The 15013-nt window shown below is 72.7% G+C and carries 12 protein-coding genes; 6 read left to right on the forward strand and 6 right to left on the reverse strand.

Going from position 1 to position 15013, the window contains the following annotated elements; all coding sequences use genetic code 11:
- Positions 1 to 24: 24 nt before the first annotated feature.
- Genes GTY67_RS07020 through rsmH form a run of 3 tightly spaced genes read right to left on the reverse strand, consistent with a single transcriptional unit; the run spans position 25 to position 3662 of the window.
- Positions 25 to 2007, reverse strand: a complete 1983-nt coding sequence (locus GTY67_RS07020) for a penicillin-binding protein 2 (RefSeq protein ID WP_161278115.1) — start codon at positions 2005 to 2007, stop codon at positions 25 to 27.
- A 4-nt stretch (positions 2008 to 2011) separates the two neighbouring features.
- A complete protein-coding gene (locus GTY67_RS07025; protein ID WP_161278116.1) occupies positions 2012 to 2677 on the reverse strand; it encodes a septum formation initiator in 666 nt (221 codons plus the stop codon).
- Positions 2678 to 2696: 19 nt separating this feature from the next.
- Positions 2697 to 3662 carry a 16S rRNA (cytosine(1402)-N(4))-methyltransferase RsmH gene (gene rsmH, locus GTY67_RS07030; RefSeq protein ID WP_161278117.1) on the reverse strand — a complete coding sequence of 322 codons (966 nt, stop codon included), beginning with the start codon at positions 3660 to 3662 and terminating at the stop codon, positions 2697 to 2699.
- Positions 3663 to 4089: 427 nt separating this feature from the next.
- On the opposite strand from rsmH, the gene GTY67_RS07035 reads away from it, so the two are divergent.
- The 4 genes from GTY67_RS07035 (at position 4090) to GTY67_RS07050 (ending at position 9711) form a co-directional block, all read left to right on the forward strand.
- The gene (locus GTY67_RS07035) at positions 4090 to 4650 is read left to right on the forward strand and encodes a carbonic anhydrase (protein ID WP_093692951.1); all 561 of its coding nucleotides are present in this window, start codon (positions 4090 to 4092) and stop codon (positions 4648 to 4650) included.
- Positions 4651 to 4859: 209 nt separating this feature from the next.
- Positions 4860 to 5912: a MoxR family ATPase gene (locus tag GTY67_RS07040; RefSeq protein ID WP_161278118.1), complete on the forward strand. Its 1053-nt coding sequence runs from the start codon at positions 4860 to 4862 to the stop codon at positions 5910 to 5912.
- Positions 5912 to 7294 (forward strand): DUF58 domain-containing protein, encoded by a 1383-nt coding sequence (locus tag GTY67_RS07045; protein ID WP_161278119.1) that lies wholly within the window; start codon positions 5912 to 5914, stop codon positions 7292 to 7294. Before GTY67_RS07040 ends, GTY67_RS07045 begins: the two co-directional genes overlap by 1 nt.
- The gene (locus GTY67_RS07050; protein WP_161278120.1) at positions 7291 to 9711 is read left to right on the forward strand and encodes a transglutaminaseTgpA domain-containing protein; all 2421 of its coding nucleotides are present in this window, start codon (positions 7291 to 7293) and stop codon (positions 9709 to 9711) included. Before GTY67_RS07045 ends, GTY67_RS07050 begins: the two co-directional genes overlap by 4 nt.
- A 150-nt stretch (positions 9712 to 9861) precedes the next feature.
- Here the strand turns inward: GTY67_RS07050 and GTY67_RS07055 are convergent, their stop codons facing one another.
- From GTY67_RS07055 to GTY67_RS07065, 3 genes are all read right to left on the reverse strand, one after another.
- Positions 9862 to 10266, reverse strand: coding sequence for a DUF3040 domain-containing protein (locus GTY67_RS07055; protein ID WP_093692954.1), 405 nt, complete (start codon positions 10264 to 10266; stop codon positions 9862 to 9864).
- Between the two features lie 302 nt (positions 10267 to 10568).
- Positions 10569 to 11327 (reverse strand): methyltransferase, encoded by a 759-nt coding sequence (locus tag GTY67_RS07060; RefSeq protein WP_093692955.1) that lies wholly within the window; start codon positions 11325 to 11327, stop codon positions 10569 to 10571.
- A gap of 125 nt (positions 11328 to 11452) precedes the next feature.
- Positions 11453 to 11980, reverse strand: a complete 528-nt coding sequence (locus GTY67_RS07065; protein WP_093692956.1) for an SAV_6107 family HEPN domain-containing protein — start codon at positions 11978 to 11980, stop codon at positions 11453 to 11455.
- Positions 11981 to 12173: 193 nt separating this feature from the next.
- Here GTY67_RS07065 and GTY67_RS07070 point away from each other — a divergent pair, with 193 nt between their 5' ends.
- Both GTY67_RS07070 and GTY67_RS07075 read left to right on the forward strand, forming a co-directional pair.
- Entirely contained in the window at positions 12174 to 12944 is a 771-nt protein-coding gene (locus GTY67_RS07070; RefSeq protein WP_093692957.1) for an ATP-binding cassette domain-containing protein, read from the forward strand.
- Positions 12916 to 15003: a YhgE/Pip domain-containing protein gene (locus GTY67_RS07075; protein WP_161278121.1), complete on the forward strand. Its 2088-nt coding sequence runs from the start codon at positions 12916 to 12918 to the stop codon at positions 15001 to 15003. The genes GTY67_RS07070 and GTY67_RS07075 overlap by 29 nt, the downstream gene beginning before the upstream one ends.
- The last annotated feature ends 10 nt before the right edge of the window (positions 15004 to 15013 follow it).

The following is a 15013-nucleotide window of genomic DNA, read 5'->3' on the forward strand; positions in this document are numbered from 1 at the left end:
GGAGATGCTCGCGCATCCCCGTGTTCACTCGCCGGGTTTGAAGGACACCGGCAGCCGGGGCGGCTTGCTGCCGGACGGTGGGGTCTGGAGCGTCTTGAGTGCGAACTCCATGACCTGCTTGTAGATCGGGCCGCAGATCTGGCCGCCGAAGTAGCTTCCCTTGGTGGGGTTCTGGATCGCGCAGTAGACGGTGATCTGCGGATCGTCGGCCGGGGCGAAGCCGGCGAAGGAGGCGGTGTACCCCTTGTAGACGCCGCGGACCGGGTCGACCCGGTTGGCGGTGCCGGTCTTGCCCGCGACCCGGTAGCCGGGGATGGCGGCCTTGGTGCCGGTGCCCTCCTGGTCGTCGACGACGGATTCGAGCATGGTCGCCAGGGTCTTGGCGGTCTTCTCGCTGACCACCCGGGTCTCCTCGGGGGCCTCGGCGGCGGTGAAGCGGCCGTCGGCACCCTTCGTTCCGCGTACGAGGGTGGGGGCGATCCGGACACCGCCGTTGGCGATGGTGGAGTAGACCGAGGCGGCCTGGACGGCGTTGAGCGAGAGGCCCTGGCCGAAGGGGATCGTGTACTGCTGCGAGGTCGACCAGTCCTTGGGGTGGGCCAGCAGGCCGGGCGACTCGCCGGGGTAGCCGAGCCCGGTCTTGGCGCCGAGGCCGAACTTGCGCAGGTAGGAGTAGAGGACCTGGTTGGACTCCGCCTGGGTCTTGCCCAGCTGACCGGTCGCCAGGATGGTGCCGATGTTGCTGGACTTGGCGAGGACCCCGTTGAGCGTGAGGTACCAGGTGGGGTGGTCGACGTCGTCCTTGAAGAGCCGGTCGCCTCGGTGCAGCCGGTTGGGGACGGTGACATGGGTGCCGGGCGTGGCGGCCTTCTCCTCCAGTACGGCGGCCATCGACATGACCTTGCTGGTGGAGCCGGGCTCGTACACGTCCTGGAGGGCCGCGTTGCCGAGCGACGCCGAGGTGGCCTGGGAGAGGTCGTTGGGGTCGTAGCCGGGCGCGTTGGCCATGGCCAGCAGCTCGCCGGTCCGGGTGTTCTGCACGATGACGTAGCCGCGGTCGGCCTTGGACTGGGCGACCTGGTCGCTGATGGCCTTCTGGGCGGCCCACTGGATGTCGCGGTCGATGGTCAGCTCGATGTCGGAGCCGGGCACGGCCGGGATCTCGCTGCTGCCCGCGGTGGGGACGCGGCGGCCGCCGGACTGGGCGTAGCGGATCTTGCCGTCCTCGCCCGCGAGCTCCTTGTCCAGCTGCGATTCGATGCCGCCGCCGCCCTTGCCGTCGGCGCTGACGAATCCCAGTATCCCGGCGGCGAGGTCCCCGTTGGGGTAGACCCGCTTGGTGGTGGGCTCCTGGAGGACCCCGGCCAGGACGTTGGCGCCCGTGCCGCCGTTCAGCTTGTCCTCGGCGGCCTTCTCGGCGAAGACGGCCTTGAGGTCCTTGATCTGCTTCCAGACCTGGGGGGTCTGGCGGTACGCGAGCACGGTGTAGCGGCTCTTGGGGGCCGAGAGCTTCTTGACCAGCTCGTCGACGTCCTTGCCGAGGATGGGCGCGAGCAGGGCGGCGGCCTGCTGGGGCGCGTCGGGGGCCTTGCTGTCCTCGGGTGTGAACATCTTCGGGTCGGCCGTGATGTTGTGCGCGTCCACGCTGGTGGCCAGCGCGACGCCCCTGCGGTCGGTGATCTCCCCGCGCTCGGCGGCGACCGTGTACTCCAGGTAGCGGTTCTTCTCGGCCTTGGCCGCGTACGCCGTGGCGTCGACGGCCTGGACCTGGAGGAGCCGGGCCACGAAGAGCAGCATGACCAGCGTCAGCCCGAGGCTGACCAGCCGCAGCCGGGGGCGCGGGCTGCCCAGCCGCAAGGTCCGGGGCGCGCGCCCGCGTGCGGTGGTGCGGCCGGGGGCGGGGCGGGGGCGGCGGGCCGGGGGGCGTGCGCCGGAGCGGCCGTCGGCCCCGCTGCGGGGGCGTGCCGGGCCGGGTACGCGGCGGCGCGGCGGTTCCTTGGGCGGCACTGCGTCACCTGCCGGGGGTGGTCGGGGGCGGGGTCGCCGGGGTGTTCTCCGAGGCGGGGGCGCCTTGGGCCTCGGGCTCGGTGGGGGCGGTGTCGGCCTGGGCGCCGGGGGTCGCCGGGGCTCCCTGGGCCTCGGGGGCTCCCTGGGCTCCCGGCGCGGCGGATGCGCCCGGTGAGGGGCTCGCGGAGCCGGAGGGGGCGGCGGGGTCGGTGGGGGCCGTGGGGTCCGCGCTTTCGGCCTGCGCACCGCCTTCGGGTGTCGCCTCGGGGCTCGGGGTGGGGCTGGGGCTGGGCGGCGGGGCGGTGGCCTTCGTGGGGACTCCGCGGACCGTGCCGTCCGGGTTGAGGAAGGCGGGGCTGCCGCCGGGGACCATGCCCAGTTCCCGGGCGCGGCGCTCCAGGGCGTCGGGCTGGGAGTAGCTGTCGACGTCGCGCTGGAGGGCCTGCTGCTCGTCGGTGAGCTCGGTGGTGTCCCGCTTGAGCTTGCTGAGCCTGAACGATCCTTCGTTGAGCGCGGAGTTCAGCAGGAGCAGGGTGATGAGCCCGCCGCCCAGGAGGAGCACGACCAGCAGCACGAAGGGGGTGCGGGCCGCGCTGCTGGGCGACGCGGACGGCATCAGCCGGGCGAGCCGTCCGGCCCGCCCCTTCAGCGGTGCGGCCGGCCTGCTCACCGCGCGCCCCCCGTGGTGCTCATCGCTCGTCCTCCCGGATGCGCTGGGCACCGCGGAACCGGGCGGGGGCGGCGCGCCGGTTCTCGGCGACCTCCTCCTCGGTGGGCAGCTCGGCGCCGCGGGTCAGGAGCTTGAGGCGGGGCTGGTAGCGCTCGGGGACCACGGGCAGGCCGGGGGGCGCGGTGTTGGCGGCGCCGGCCGCGAAGACCTGCTTGACCAGCCGGTCCTCCAGCGAGTGGTAGGACAGCACGGCGATCCGGCCGCCGACCGCGAGGCTCGCGACGGCCGCCGGGATGGCCCGCTCCAGGACGCCGAGCTCGCCGTTGACCTCGATGCGCAGGGCCTGGAAGGTCCGCTTGGCCGGGTTGCCGCCGGTGCGCTTGGCGGCCTGCGGCAGGGAGTCGCGGATCAGCTCGACGAGCCGGGCGCTGTTGCTGAACGGCTCCTTCTCGCGCTCGCGCACGACGGCGGAGACGATCCGCTTGGCCTGCTTCTCCTCGCCGTACGCGCGCAGGATCCGCACGAGTTCGCCGGGCGGGTAGGTGTTGAGCACCTCGGCGGCGCCGATGCCGGTGGACTGGTCCATCCGCATGTCGAGGGGGGCGTCCTGGGCGTACGCGAAGCCGCAGTCGGCCTCGTCCAGCTGCATGGAGGAGACGCCGAGGTCGAAGAGGACGCCCCGCACCTTGGGGACGCCGAGCCGGGCGAGTACGTCGGGGAGTTCGTCGTAGACGGCGTGGACGAGGGTGGCGCGGTCGCCGAAGCGGGCGAGCCGCTCACCGGAGAGCCGCAGTGCCTCCTTGTCCCGGTCCAGGGCGATCAGCCGGGCGGTGGGGAACGCTTCGAGGAGCGCCTCGCTGTGGCCGCCGAGGCCGAGGGTGCAGTCGACGACCACGGGCTCCGGGTGGGCCGGGTCCTGAAGAGCCGGGGCCAACAGGTCCAGACACCTCTGGAGCATCACCGGGACGTGTCGGGTCTGGCTCAATGCGCCCTCTCAGGCTCTGTCCCGCGCGGCCGGTACGTACGTCCTGGTCCCCGCCCGCTCTGAAGGGGAGGTCCGCCGGCGCCGGGGAAGGGGCGTCGGCCGACCGAGAGCGGGAGAGGGCCGGGCCGCACGTACGCCGCACATCACGGGGGAAAAACGGAATATGCAGGAGGTGCAGGGTGTGCGGAGTGCGGGTGGTGCGGATTCAGGGTGGTGACTTCGCGTTACTTTAGTCCACCCTGCCATTCGATCGATTCGCGATCAACGAACCGGGCAGCGAGTCGTGCCACCCGTCCGGAAGCGGCAACGCCACCCGAACGGGCGCGTTTCCTGGTGCTTGTGGGTTAGCTCACAACAAGGCGCGTTGACGTTCTTTGTCCGCTCTCACAGCCCACCCGGGCCAGGTGGGAAGGCTAACGTCGTAGCCATGTCGACTTCTGCTCACTCCCCCGCCGAGTCCGTGACGTCCTCCGCCGCGGCGGTCCGCGAGGGGGGCCAGGTCACCGATCAGCTGGTCCAGGCGAACTCCACGTACGCGAAGGACTTCCGCGACCCGGGCATGGACGCCCGCCCGGTCCTCCAGGTCGCCATCGTCGCCTGCATGGACGCCCGTCTCGACCTCCACGCCGCGCTGGGTCTCGAACTCGGCGACTGCCACACCATCCGCAACGCCGGCGGGGTCGTCACCGACGACGTCATCCGCTCGCTCACCATCAGCCAGCGGGCGCTCGGCACCCGCAGCATCGTCCTCATCCACCACACGGGCTGCGGCCTGGAGTCCATCACCGAGGAGTTCCGGCAGGACCTGGAGCGCGAGGTCGGCCAGCGGCCGGTCTGGGCGGTGGAGGCCTACACGGACGCCGACCAGGACGTACGCCAGTCGATGCAGCGGGTGCGGACCTCGCCGTTCCTCCTGCACACCGACGACATCCGCGGTTTCGTCTTCGACGTGACCACCGGTCTCCTCCGCGAGATCCAGCCCGCCTGACCATCCGCCCGCCCGGCCCACCCGGCGAAACACGGCAGAGACTGACATTTCGCACCCACTTATCCACAGGCGAGTGACACGAAGCGGTAACGGCAACAAGAATGCGTGGGTGACCTCCACCGGGCCTTCCGGAGGAGTGTCCGTATTTCGGGGTGGGCCGGGCGGGTACGCACACCGGTCCATGCGCAAAAAGGGCCGAGGAGGGCCGGGTGACGACCTATGACGATCGAGCGAGCCTCACAGATCTGACCACCACAGCGGAGCGGGTGCGCAGGTCGGTGGAGGGTGTGATCGAGGGCAAGCCTGAGGTCGTACGGCTTTCGCTGACCGTGCTGCTCGCCGAGGGGCACCTCCTCATCGAGGATGTGCCCGGGGTCGGCAAGACGATGCTGGCCAAGGCGCTGGCGCGGTCCATCGACTGTTCGGTGCGGCGCATCCAGTTCACGCCGGACCTGCTGCCGTCGGACATCACCGGTGTGTCGATCTTCGACCAGCAGCGGCGCGACTTCGAGTTCAAGCCCGGCGCGATCTTCGCGCAGATCGTGATCGGCGACGAGATCAACCGCGCCTCGCCGAAGACGCAGTCGGCGCTGCTGGAGTCGATGGAGGAGCGCCAGGTCACCATCGACGGCAAGACGTACGAGCTGCCCGACCCCTTCATGGTGGTGGCCACCCAGAACCCGGTGGAGATGGAGGGCACCTACCCGCTGCCCGAGGCCCAGCGCGACCGCTTCATGGCCCGGGTCTCCATCGGCTATCCGAGCCCGGAGGCCGAGCTCCAGATGCTGGACGTGCACGGGGGCCTCTCCCCGCTGGACGACCTCCAGCCGGTGGCGCACGCCCACGACATCGTGAAGCTGATCGACGCGGTCCGTACGGTGCACGTCGCCGACGCCGTGCGGCGGTACGCGGTGGAGCTGGTCGGGGCCACCCGCAGCCACCCGGACCTCAGACTCGGGGCCTCGCCCCGCGCCACGCTGCACCTGCTGCGCGCCGCGAAGGCCTCGGCGGCGCTCAGCGGCCGCGACTACGCCCTGCCGGACGACGTCCAGGCGCTGGCCGCGCCCGTGCTCGCCCACCGGCTGCTGCCCACCGCGCAGGCCCAGCTGAACCGCCGCACGGCGGAACAGGTGGTGCTGGAGATCATCCAGCGCACCCCGGTCCCGACCTCTCCGGGTGGCCCCGTGCCCCCGGCGCAGGGCGCGCACGAGCCGGGCCGCCCGCTGTACGGCCAGCAGCCGCCCGGCACCCGGCGGCTGTGATGACGGCCGGCGAGCCCGGCGCCGTGCAGGACGGCTCCAGCAAGGGCGGTCTGCGCGCGGCCTTCGGCGGGCTCACCACCCGGGGGCGGTCCTTCCTCGCCGCCGGGGTGGCCGCCGCCGTCTGCGCCTACGTCCTGGGCCAGGCGGACCTGCTGCGCGTCGGGCTGCTGCTGGCCGTGCTGCCCCTGGTCTGCGTGGTCGTGCTCTACCGCACCCGCTACCGGGTGACGGGTACCCGGCGGCTGACGCCGTCCCGGGTGCCCACGGGCTCGGAGGCCCGGGTGCATCTGCGGATGGACAATGTGTCCCGGCTCCCCACGGGGCTGCTGATGCTCCAGGACCGTGTGCCGTACGTGCTGGGGCCCCGGCCCCGGTTCGTGCTGGACCGGGTGGAGGCGGGCGGCCGGCGTGAGGTGTCCTACCGGGTCCGCTCCGACCTGCGCGGCCGCTATCCGCTGGGCCCGTTGCAGCTGCGGCTCAGCGACCCGTTCGGGATGTGCGAGCTGACCCGTTCCTTCAGCGCGTACGACACCCTCGTGGTCATCCCGCGCACGGTGGCGCTGCCCACCCTGAGGCTGGCGGGCGAGGCGTCGGGGTACGGCGACGGGCGGCAGCGTTCGCTCGCGCTGGCCGGTGAGGACGACATCATCCCGCGCGGCTACCGGCACGGCGACGATCTGCGCCGGGTCCACTGGCGCTCCACCGCCCGCTACGGCGAGCTGATGGTCCGCCGTGAGGAACAGCCCCAGCGGGCCCGCTGCACGGTGCTGCTGGACACCCGGCAGGTCGGGTACGTGGGTGCCGGGCCCGACTCGGCGTTCGAGTGGGCCGTCTCGGGGGCGGCCTCCGCCCTGGTGCACATGCTGGAGCGCGGCTTCGCCGTACGGCTGCTCACGGACGACGGGAACGCGGTGCCCGGGGAGGGGTCCGACGGCTTCGCGGGGTCGACCCAGGAGTCCGCCGACTCGGCGGGCCTGATGCTGGACACCCTCGCGGTCGTCGGCCACTCCGACGGCGGCGGCCTCTCCCGCGCCCACGACGTGCTGCGCGGCGGCAACGAGGGGCTGCTGATCGCGTTCTTCGGCGATCTCGACGAGGAGCAGACCTCGGTGGCGGCCCGGATGCGGCAGCGCACCGGGGCGGCGGTCGCCTTCGTCCTGGACAGCGCCCGCTGGTCCGGCGGCGCCGAGCTCTCGGTGATCCCGACGGCCGCCCGGGCCGAGGAGCGGGTGCGCCGGCTGCGCGAGGCCGGCTGGATCGTGGTGCCCGTGGAGCCCGGGGCCGAGCTGCCCGCACTGTGGCAGCTGGCGGGCCAGATGCGCACCGACACCCAGTCCGCCGGGAACGGCGGTTCGACAGGCTTCCCGGGGGGATGGTCATGAGCGGGCGGACCCGGCTGGCGCTCTGCGCCTTCGCCGCGACACTCCTGGCGTCGGGGGCGCTGCTCCCGCTGGTGGAGGGGGCCGGCTGGCTCCTCCAGGCGGCGCTGCTGCTCGGGGTCCAGGGCGGGGTGGGCGCGCTCGCCCGCCGGGTCCCGCTGGCCCGGTCGCTGACGATCGCCGCCCAGGCGCTGGTGACCCTGCTGCTGCTGACCGTGGTCTTCGCGCGGGACCAGGCCCTGTTCGGTGTGGTCCCGGGCCCGCAGGCCGTCATGCGCCTCGGTGAGCTGCTGGTGGCGGGCGGCGAGGACATCGGTACGTACGCCGTCCCGGCCCCGATGACGGACGGCATCCGGCTGATGGTGGTCGGCGGGGTGGTGCTGATCGGGCTGGCGGTGGACGCCCTGGCGGTGACCTTCCGCAGCGCGGCCCCGGCCGGACTGCCGCTGCTCGCCCTGTACTCGGTCGCCGCCGGACTGGGCGACGGCGGGACGGGGTGGCTCTGGTTCCTGCTGGCGGCCTGCGGCTATCTGTTCCTCCTGCTGGCCGAGGGCCGCGACCGGCTCTCCCAGTGGGGGCGCGTCTTCGGCGGTGCGAGCCGGTCGCCGGGAGGGCTGTCGGACGGCCTGTCCGGCCGGGGCGGCGGTACGTCCGCACCGGTCCGCACCGGGCGGCGCATCGGTGTGCTGGCGCTGGGCATCGCTTTGGTGGTCCCCCTCGCCCTGCCCGCCCTGGACAGCGGTCTGCTGGGCGGCCGGGGCGGCGGGAGCGGCAAGGGCAGCGGTGGCGGCACCATCACCGCGGTGAACCCGCTGGTCTCCCTCAAGGACAACCTCAACCAGCCGGAGGACCGGGAGGTGATGACGTACCGCACCAACGCCCAGGACCCGCGCGACCTCTATCTGCGGATCATCGCCCTGGACGAGTTCAACGGCAGCGAGTGGCGCTCCTCGACCCGCCGTCTGACGGATGTGCCGGACCGCCTCCCGCAGCCCACCGGTCTGGGCCGGGACGTCGACGTCACCGAGATCCGGACGAACATCTCGACCTCGCCCTCCTACCAGCAGAACTATCTGCCGCTCCCCTATCCGGCGAGCGAGGTGGCGATCGGCGGCCGCTGGCGGTACGAGCCGGAGGGCCGCACGCTCATCGGCGACAAGGGGCAGAACACCGGCGGCGCGCAGTACGAGGTCTCCAGCCTGATCGTGCAGCCGACCGCGGCCCAGCTGGCGGCGGCCGGATCGCCGCCGCAGGGGCTGCGCAGCGAGTACACCCAGGTCCCCGACTCGCTGCCGAACGTGGTGGCCGAGGAGGCCGAGAAGATCACCGAGGGCTCGGCCAACGCCTACGAGCGGGCCGTGAAGCTCCAGAGCTGGTTCGCCTCCGAGGGCGGCTTCAGGTACAGCACCTCGGTCAGTTCGGGGACGGGCTCCTCGGCCATAGCGCGGTTCCTCCGTGACAAGGAGGGGTTCTGCATCCACTTCTCCTTCACGATGGCCGCGATGGCCCGGACCCTGGACATCCCGTCCCGGGTGGCGGTGGGGTTCACCCCGGGCACCCTCAAGGGGGACGGCTCGTACTCGGTCGGACTGCGCGACGCGCACGCCTGGCCCGAGCTGTACTTCGAGGGCGTCGGGTGGACCCGGTTCGAGCCGACCCCGAGCCGGGGGTCGGCCCCGGCGTACACCCTGCCGGAGACCCCCACGGGTGGCGCGAGCGATCCGGCGCAGCCGTCGGCCGACGCGACCGCCGCCCCGTCCGCGGTCCCGTCCGCCCCGGAAAGCTGCTCGCCGCAGATGCGCCGACAGGGTGAGTGCGGCCTCTCCGCCGCACCCGGCGCGACGGCCCCGACCGACCGGGGCACCCCGGCCGGGACGGTCCTGCTGGTGGTCCTCGGGGCGCTCCTGGTCCTGCTGCTTCCTCTGCTGCCGCTGCTCTGGCGGATCCGGGCGAGAAACCGGCGGCTCGGTTCCGGGGGGCGTACGCCCGCGGACGCGGCGGCCAGGGCCCTGGCCGCCTGGCAGGAGATCACCGACTGCGCCTGGGACTACGGCATCGCGCCGGACGAGTCGCTGACGCCCCGGAAGGCGGCGGCCCGGATCGTGCGGCTGGGCGGTCTCGACATCATGGCGGCCGAGGCCGTGCACCGGATCGCGGGCGCGGTGGAACAGGTGCTGTACGCCCCCGAGCCGCGCCCCGCAGCCGGTCTGACCGAGGACGCGCTGACGGTACGGGCGGGCCTGGAGGCGAACGCGGGCCGGGGCGCACGGCTGCGGGCGAGGCTCGCACCCCGCTCGGCCGTCCGGGTGGTGTGGGCGGTCTCGGACCGGTGGACCTCGCTCGTCCAGCGGTGGACGGACCGTCCGGGGCGCGGCCGCTGGACGGCCCGGTGGCGCAGGCTGTCACGCCAGCACGGCTGAGGCGCGGGCCGGGAGGCCTACGTGGTGGAACGGGTGAGGGGCGGCCGCAGAAATGCGGCCGCCCCTCACCCGTAGGTGCATAGGTCCTGCGTCGTGCCCGGCAGGCCCTGCCCCGTGATGTGCTCCGGGGCCGGGCCTGGGACAGGAGTCCTACTGGCCCTGTTCGTCGCGGCGGCGCTGCCACCGCTGCTCGATGCGGTTCATCATCGACCGGCGTTGTCTCGGTCGGCGGCGCGAGCCGCTGTCCCCGCTGTCCGCGGCGGCCTGCTGTTGTTCACCGGGCTTGGGCGCCTTGCGCCATCCGGTGACCGCGAGCACGGCACAGCCGAGCATGACGAGGAACCCCACCACGCTGATCCAGATCTGCTGGGCGACCATTCCGGCCATGAGGAGCGCGATACCCACCAGGAAGCCAGCGACCGCCTGGTAGACCCTTTTCCGGGTGTACGTACGCAGCCCGGTTCCCTCGAGCGCTGTCGCGAACTTGGGATCTTCGGCGTACAGCGCTCGCTCCATCTGCTCGAGCATGCGCTGCTCGTGCTCCGAGAGCGGCACGGGATCCTCCTCGTCGTCGGCCGCGGGGGCGACCGGTATGCGGCCCTTCCAGGATAGGCAGGGATTCGCCCCCGTGAAACCCGCCCTCTAGCGTTCAGCCAGTCCGGACCGCTATGTCGGCTCGGCTGCTGAGGCGTAGATTCCCCGACGACCGATCCGTCATGCCGGATGGTGTCACCCGATCATACGGGGCTCCTGCCCGCTACGGGGGTCCCGCGTCCCACTCCGTGTGCAGCTTCGTTGCTGATCAGCCCCGTACCGGCCCGCGCGGGTGCTCCCGGGGGCCGGTCCGCGGGGCTGGTTCAGGGGCGCTTCTCGCCGAGAACGTGCAGCTGGGTCGCGACGGAGTGGAAGGCGGGCAGCTCGGCGACGGCGGCTTCGAGCTTGAGGAGCGCGTCCATGGCGCCGGGCTCGGTGTCCACCAGAACGCCCGGTACGAGGTCGGCGAAGACCCGCACGCCGTGCACGGCGCCGACCTCCAGGCCGGCCCCGGAGACCAGCTCGGTGAGCTGCTCGGCGGTGAAGCGGCGGGGCACCGGGTCGCCCTCGCCCCAGCGGCCCGCCGGGTCGGCGAGCGCCTGCCGGGCCTCGGTGAAGTGGCCGGCCAGCGCGCGGGCCAGGACGGCCCCGCCCAGGCCCGCGGCGAGCAGGCTGAGGGCGCCGGAGGGGCGCAGGGCCGCGACCGCGTTCCGTACGCCCTCGGCGGGGTCGTCGACGTACTCCAGGACGCCGTGGCAGAGCACCGCGTCGAAGCCGCCGCGCTCCACGACGTCGAACAGGCCGAGGATGTCGCCCTGGACGCCCCGGACGCGGTCGGCGACCCCGGCCTCGGCGGCGCGGCGCTCCAGCGCGAAGAGCGCGTTGGGGCTGGGGTCGACGACGGTGACGCGGTGGCCGAGCCGGGCGGCGGGCACCGCGAAGTTGCCGGTGCCGCCGCCGGTGTCCAGAACATCCAGGGCGTCCCGGCCGGCCGCCTTGACCTGACGGTCCAGAGCGTCCTTCAGGACCTCCCAGACCACGGCGGTACGGAGGGAGGCGCGGGGGCGCAGCTGGTCCGACACGGCAGATGACTCCTCGGCACGGTGCCGCCTGGGACGGCGGAGCGTGAACAGTGCAGGTGGTGATGTGAGCGTTGACCACCCTATTGCCTCGCACCGCCGTCCCGGTCATCCGGCACCGGCCCGTCTCACCCCGTGGCCTGCCTCCCCGTCCTCGGCTGCGGGAGCACCGGCTGGAGGACCAGCAGCCGCTCCACCAGGCGCAGGAACTGGGCGGCGTCGCGGAGCAGGTCGTCCGCGTCCCGGTCGTCGGCGGCGCCGGGCATGCCGGCCTCCGCACGGGCCCGGCGGGGCGCCCCTGCGGCGAAGAGGTCGCTCCAGTCGGTCAGCTCCGGGGCTGCCTCCGGGAGGACCTCCCAGACGCTCCGGATGCGGTCGCGGTCGCGCTTGTTCGTCTCGGGGCGGCCACGGGCGGCCAGCACGGCGGCCGCCGTGCGCAGGGCCGCGAGGTGGGCGGTGGCGTAGCGCTCGTTCGGTTCGTGGAGCACGGCGGCCTCGTCCAGGCCGGTGCGGGCCTTGGCGAGCAGGTCGAGGGCGGCGGGCGGTGCCGTGGTGCGGCGCAGCACGGGGTGCACATCGTCGGCGGGACCGGTCAGTGAGGGGGCAGGGCTGCCTGCGCGGCGCCGCGGGGCGGCGGCTGCGGACGAGCTGGCCATGACGAACCTCCTGTCGTCGTGTGACGGCTCCATGGCCGTATGTGTCCATGGTGGCGGGCCCCACTGACAATCGGTCAGAACCCTTGCCTGACCTGCCGTTTTGCTTCGAGCGCGAGTTCGGGCTAACTTTTTGCACTGACCGGTCAGTTCAAAAGAGTGGCGACCGGATCACGGACGAATCAGGGGAGGGTCTGTGGAGAGCCCGCACGGCGCCGCGGTCGGCGCCGAGGACTTCGGACTCAAGGGGCCGCGCGGCTGGGTCTTCCGCCACGTGGGGTTCAGCGCTCCGCCGGGGTCGCTCGTCGCGGTCGAGGGGCCGTCCGGCTCCGGCCGTACCTGCCTTCTGCTCGCTCTGACCGGTCGTATGCGTGCCACCGAGGGCAGCGCCGAAGTGGGCGGACTCGCACTGCCCCGCAAGGCGGCCGCCGTCCGCCGGATCGCGGCCTTGGGCCCGGTGCCCGGCGTCAGCGAGCTGGACCCCGCCTTCACCGTCGCCGAGCACCTGCGCGAACGGGCCCTGCTCCAGGGCCGTTACGGGGCCTCGCTGCGCACCCTGCTGCGCCCGCGCGCCGAGCGCCGGGCCACCGCCCGGGCCCGGATCGACGCGGCGCTGGAGGCCGCGGGGCTGGACCCCGCGACCCTGCCCAAGGCCGAACGGACCTCCGTACGGGATCTGGAGCGGCTGGAGGCGCTGCGGCTCTCCGTCGCCCTGGCGATGATCGGCACCCCGAGGGTGCTGGCCCTGGACGACGCCGACCTCAAGCTCTCCCCCGCCGAACGCGCCGAGGCCTGGCTGACGCTGCGCTCGATCGCCGACTCCGGCACCACCGTGCTCGCCGTGTGCAGCGAAGCCCCCGAGGACGCCCGGATCGTCCGCACCACGCCCGCCGCCGACGAGGCCCCGACCGCACCCACCACCGAAGAGGAGACGGCCGATGCGTTCGCCGAAACTGGCCGCGCTTGAGCTGAGGCGGTTCCGCAGGGGGAAGTTGCCGGCCGCCGCGCTGGTCGCGCTGCTGCTCCTGCCGCTGCTCTACGGCGCCCTGTACCTGTTCTCGTTCTGGGACCCGTACGGGAACCTCGACAAGCTGCCCGTCGCCCTGGTCAACAACGACAAGGGGGCCACGAACGACGGCAAGCGGCTCAACGCGGGGGACGAGATCAGCGACAAGCTCCTCGACTCCAAGGTGTTCGCGTGGCATGAGGTGAGCTCCGCGGAGGCGGACAAGGGCGTCGAGGACGGGACGTACTACCTCTCGCTGACGATGCCGGCCGACTTCAGCAAGAAGATCGCGTCCAGCGGCGGGGACTCCCCCGAGACGGGCGCGCTCCAGGTGCGGACGAACGACGCAAACAACTACATCGTCGGGCAGATCTCCAAGACGGTCTTCGGCGAGGTGCGCAACGCCGCCTCCACCAACGCCTCGCGGGGCTTCCTGGACCGCATCTTCGTCAACTTCTCCGATCTGCACGACAAGACCGCCGACGCGGCCAAGGGCGCCGACGAGCTCAAGGGCGGCATATCGAAGGCGAAGAAGGGCTCCAAGGAGCTCGCGGACGGCCTCAAGGACTCCAAGGCGGGCAGCAAGCGGCTCTCCGACGGGATCGGCAAGCTGGACAGCGGGGCGGGCGAACTCGCCTCCGGCTCGCGGCAGGTGGCCGGCGGCACCCAGGCGCTGGCCGACAAGGTCAACAAGATCGCCGGAGATGTCCGCCCCTTCTTCAAGGACAACGGGAAGTCCATCGGGGACACCGCCCGGCTGGTCGCCGACACCTCCCAGGCCGTACGGCACAACCTCGACGTGCTCGTGAAGAGCGCGCCCACCGCCGCGGTCGAGGCCAAGAAGGCGGCCGACGACCTGACGGAGATCCACCGGACCCAGTGTGTGGAGGCCGAAGAGCCCGACGCCGCGGTCTGCCCGCCGCTGGAGCGCGCCAAGACCACGGCCGTCGACGTCGCGAAGATCGCCGCCGATGTGAACACCCTGGTCACCAACCAGAACGGCGATCTGAAGAAGCTCAACACCCACCTGGCCGCCTTCCAGAAGCAGGCCGAGGCGCTGTCCAAGCGCGCACCGGCCCTGGACAACGACCTGGAGCAGGCGGTCAAGGACGTCAACGCCCTCAACACCGGCGCCCAGAAGGTCGCCAAGGGCGCGGCGGACCTGCACACCGGCCTCGGCAGCGCCCGTACCGGCTCCGCCGACCTGGACACCGGCATGGGCAAGCTCAAGACGGGCGCGGAGAACCTGGACGGCGGGCTGTTCCGGCTCGGCGACGGCTCGGCCGAGCTCGCCCAGGGACTCAACGACGGCGTGGAGAAGATCCCGGACTACGACAAGAAGGACCGTGACGCCCGTACCGACGTCATGGCCGACCCGGTGAAACTGGCCTCCAAGTCCCTTCACGCGGCACCCAATTACGGCACCGGTTTCGCCCCGTACTTCATCCCGCTCTCCCTCTGGGTCGGCGCGATGGTGGCGTACATGATCATCCAGCCGCTCAACAGGCGGGCGCTGTCCACCGGTGCCTCCGCCTGGCGGATCGCCCTCGCCGGATGGCTCCCGGTCGCCGCGATCGGCCTCCTCCAGGTCGGCGCCCTGATGGCCGTCCTGCACTGGGGCCTGGGCCTGGAGATGGAGCGCTCCGCCGGGACGATCGCCTTCCTGGCGCTGGTGACCTGCTGCTTCGGTGCGATCGTGCAGTGGCTGAACGCCTGCTTCGGCGCGGCGGGACGCATCCTGGTGCTGGTCGTGCTGATGCTCCAGCTGACCTCGGCCGGGGGCACGTACCCCGTCCAGACCAGCCCCGGCTTCTTCGGCGCGATCCACCCGTACCTGCCCATGACGTACGTCGTCGAGGGGCTGCGCAGGCTCATCACCGGCGGTCCCCTCGGCCCGGTCTGGCTGGGCTGCGCGGTGCTGGGAGCCTTCACCGTCGGCGCCCTCGCCCTGACCGCGTTCACCGCCCGCCGCAAGCAGGTGTGGAGCCTGAGCCGGCTGCACCCGGAGCTGAGCCTGTGAGCGCCCCGGA

The sequence above is a fragment of the Streptomyces sp. SID8374 genome (genome assembly GCF_009865135.1).
Lineage (GTDB): Bacteria > Actinomycetota > Actinomycetes > Streptomycetales > Streptomycetaceae > Streptomyces.

Bases quoted from the DNA above. Each gene is read 5' to 3' on its own strand.
- GTY67_RS07035 (WP_093692951.1), top strand. From the start codon at position 4,090: ATGTCGACTTCTGCTCACTCCCCCGCCGAGTCCGTGACGTCCTCCGCC.
- GTY67_RS07045 (WP_161278119.1), top strand. From the start codon at position 5,912: ATGACGGCCGGCGAGCCCGGCGCCGTGCAGGACGGCTCCAGCAAGGGC.
- GTY67_RS07050 (WP_161278120.1), top strand. From the start codon at position 7,291: ATGAGCGGGCGGACCCGGCTGGCGCTCTGCGCCTTCGCCGCGACACTC.
- GTY67_RS07065 (WP_093692956.1), bottom strand. From the start codon at position 11,980: ATGGCCAGCTCGTCCGCAGCCGCCGCCCCGCGGCGCCGCGCAGGCAGC.
- GTY67_RS07075 (WP_161278121.1), top strand. From the start codon at position 12,916: ATGCGTTCGCCGAAACTGGCCGCGCTTGAGCTGAGGCGGTTCCGCAGG.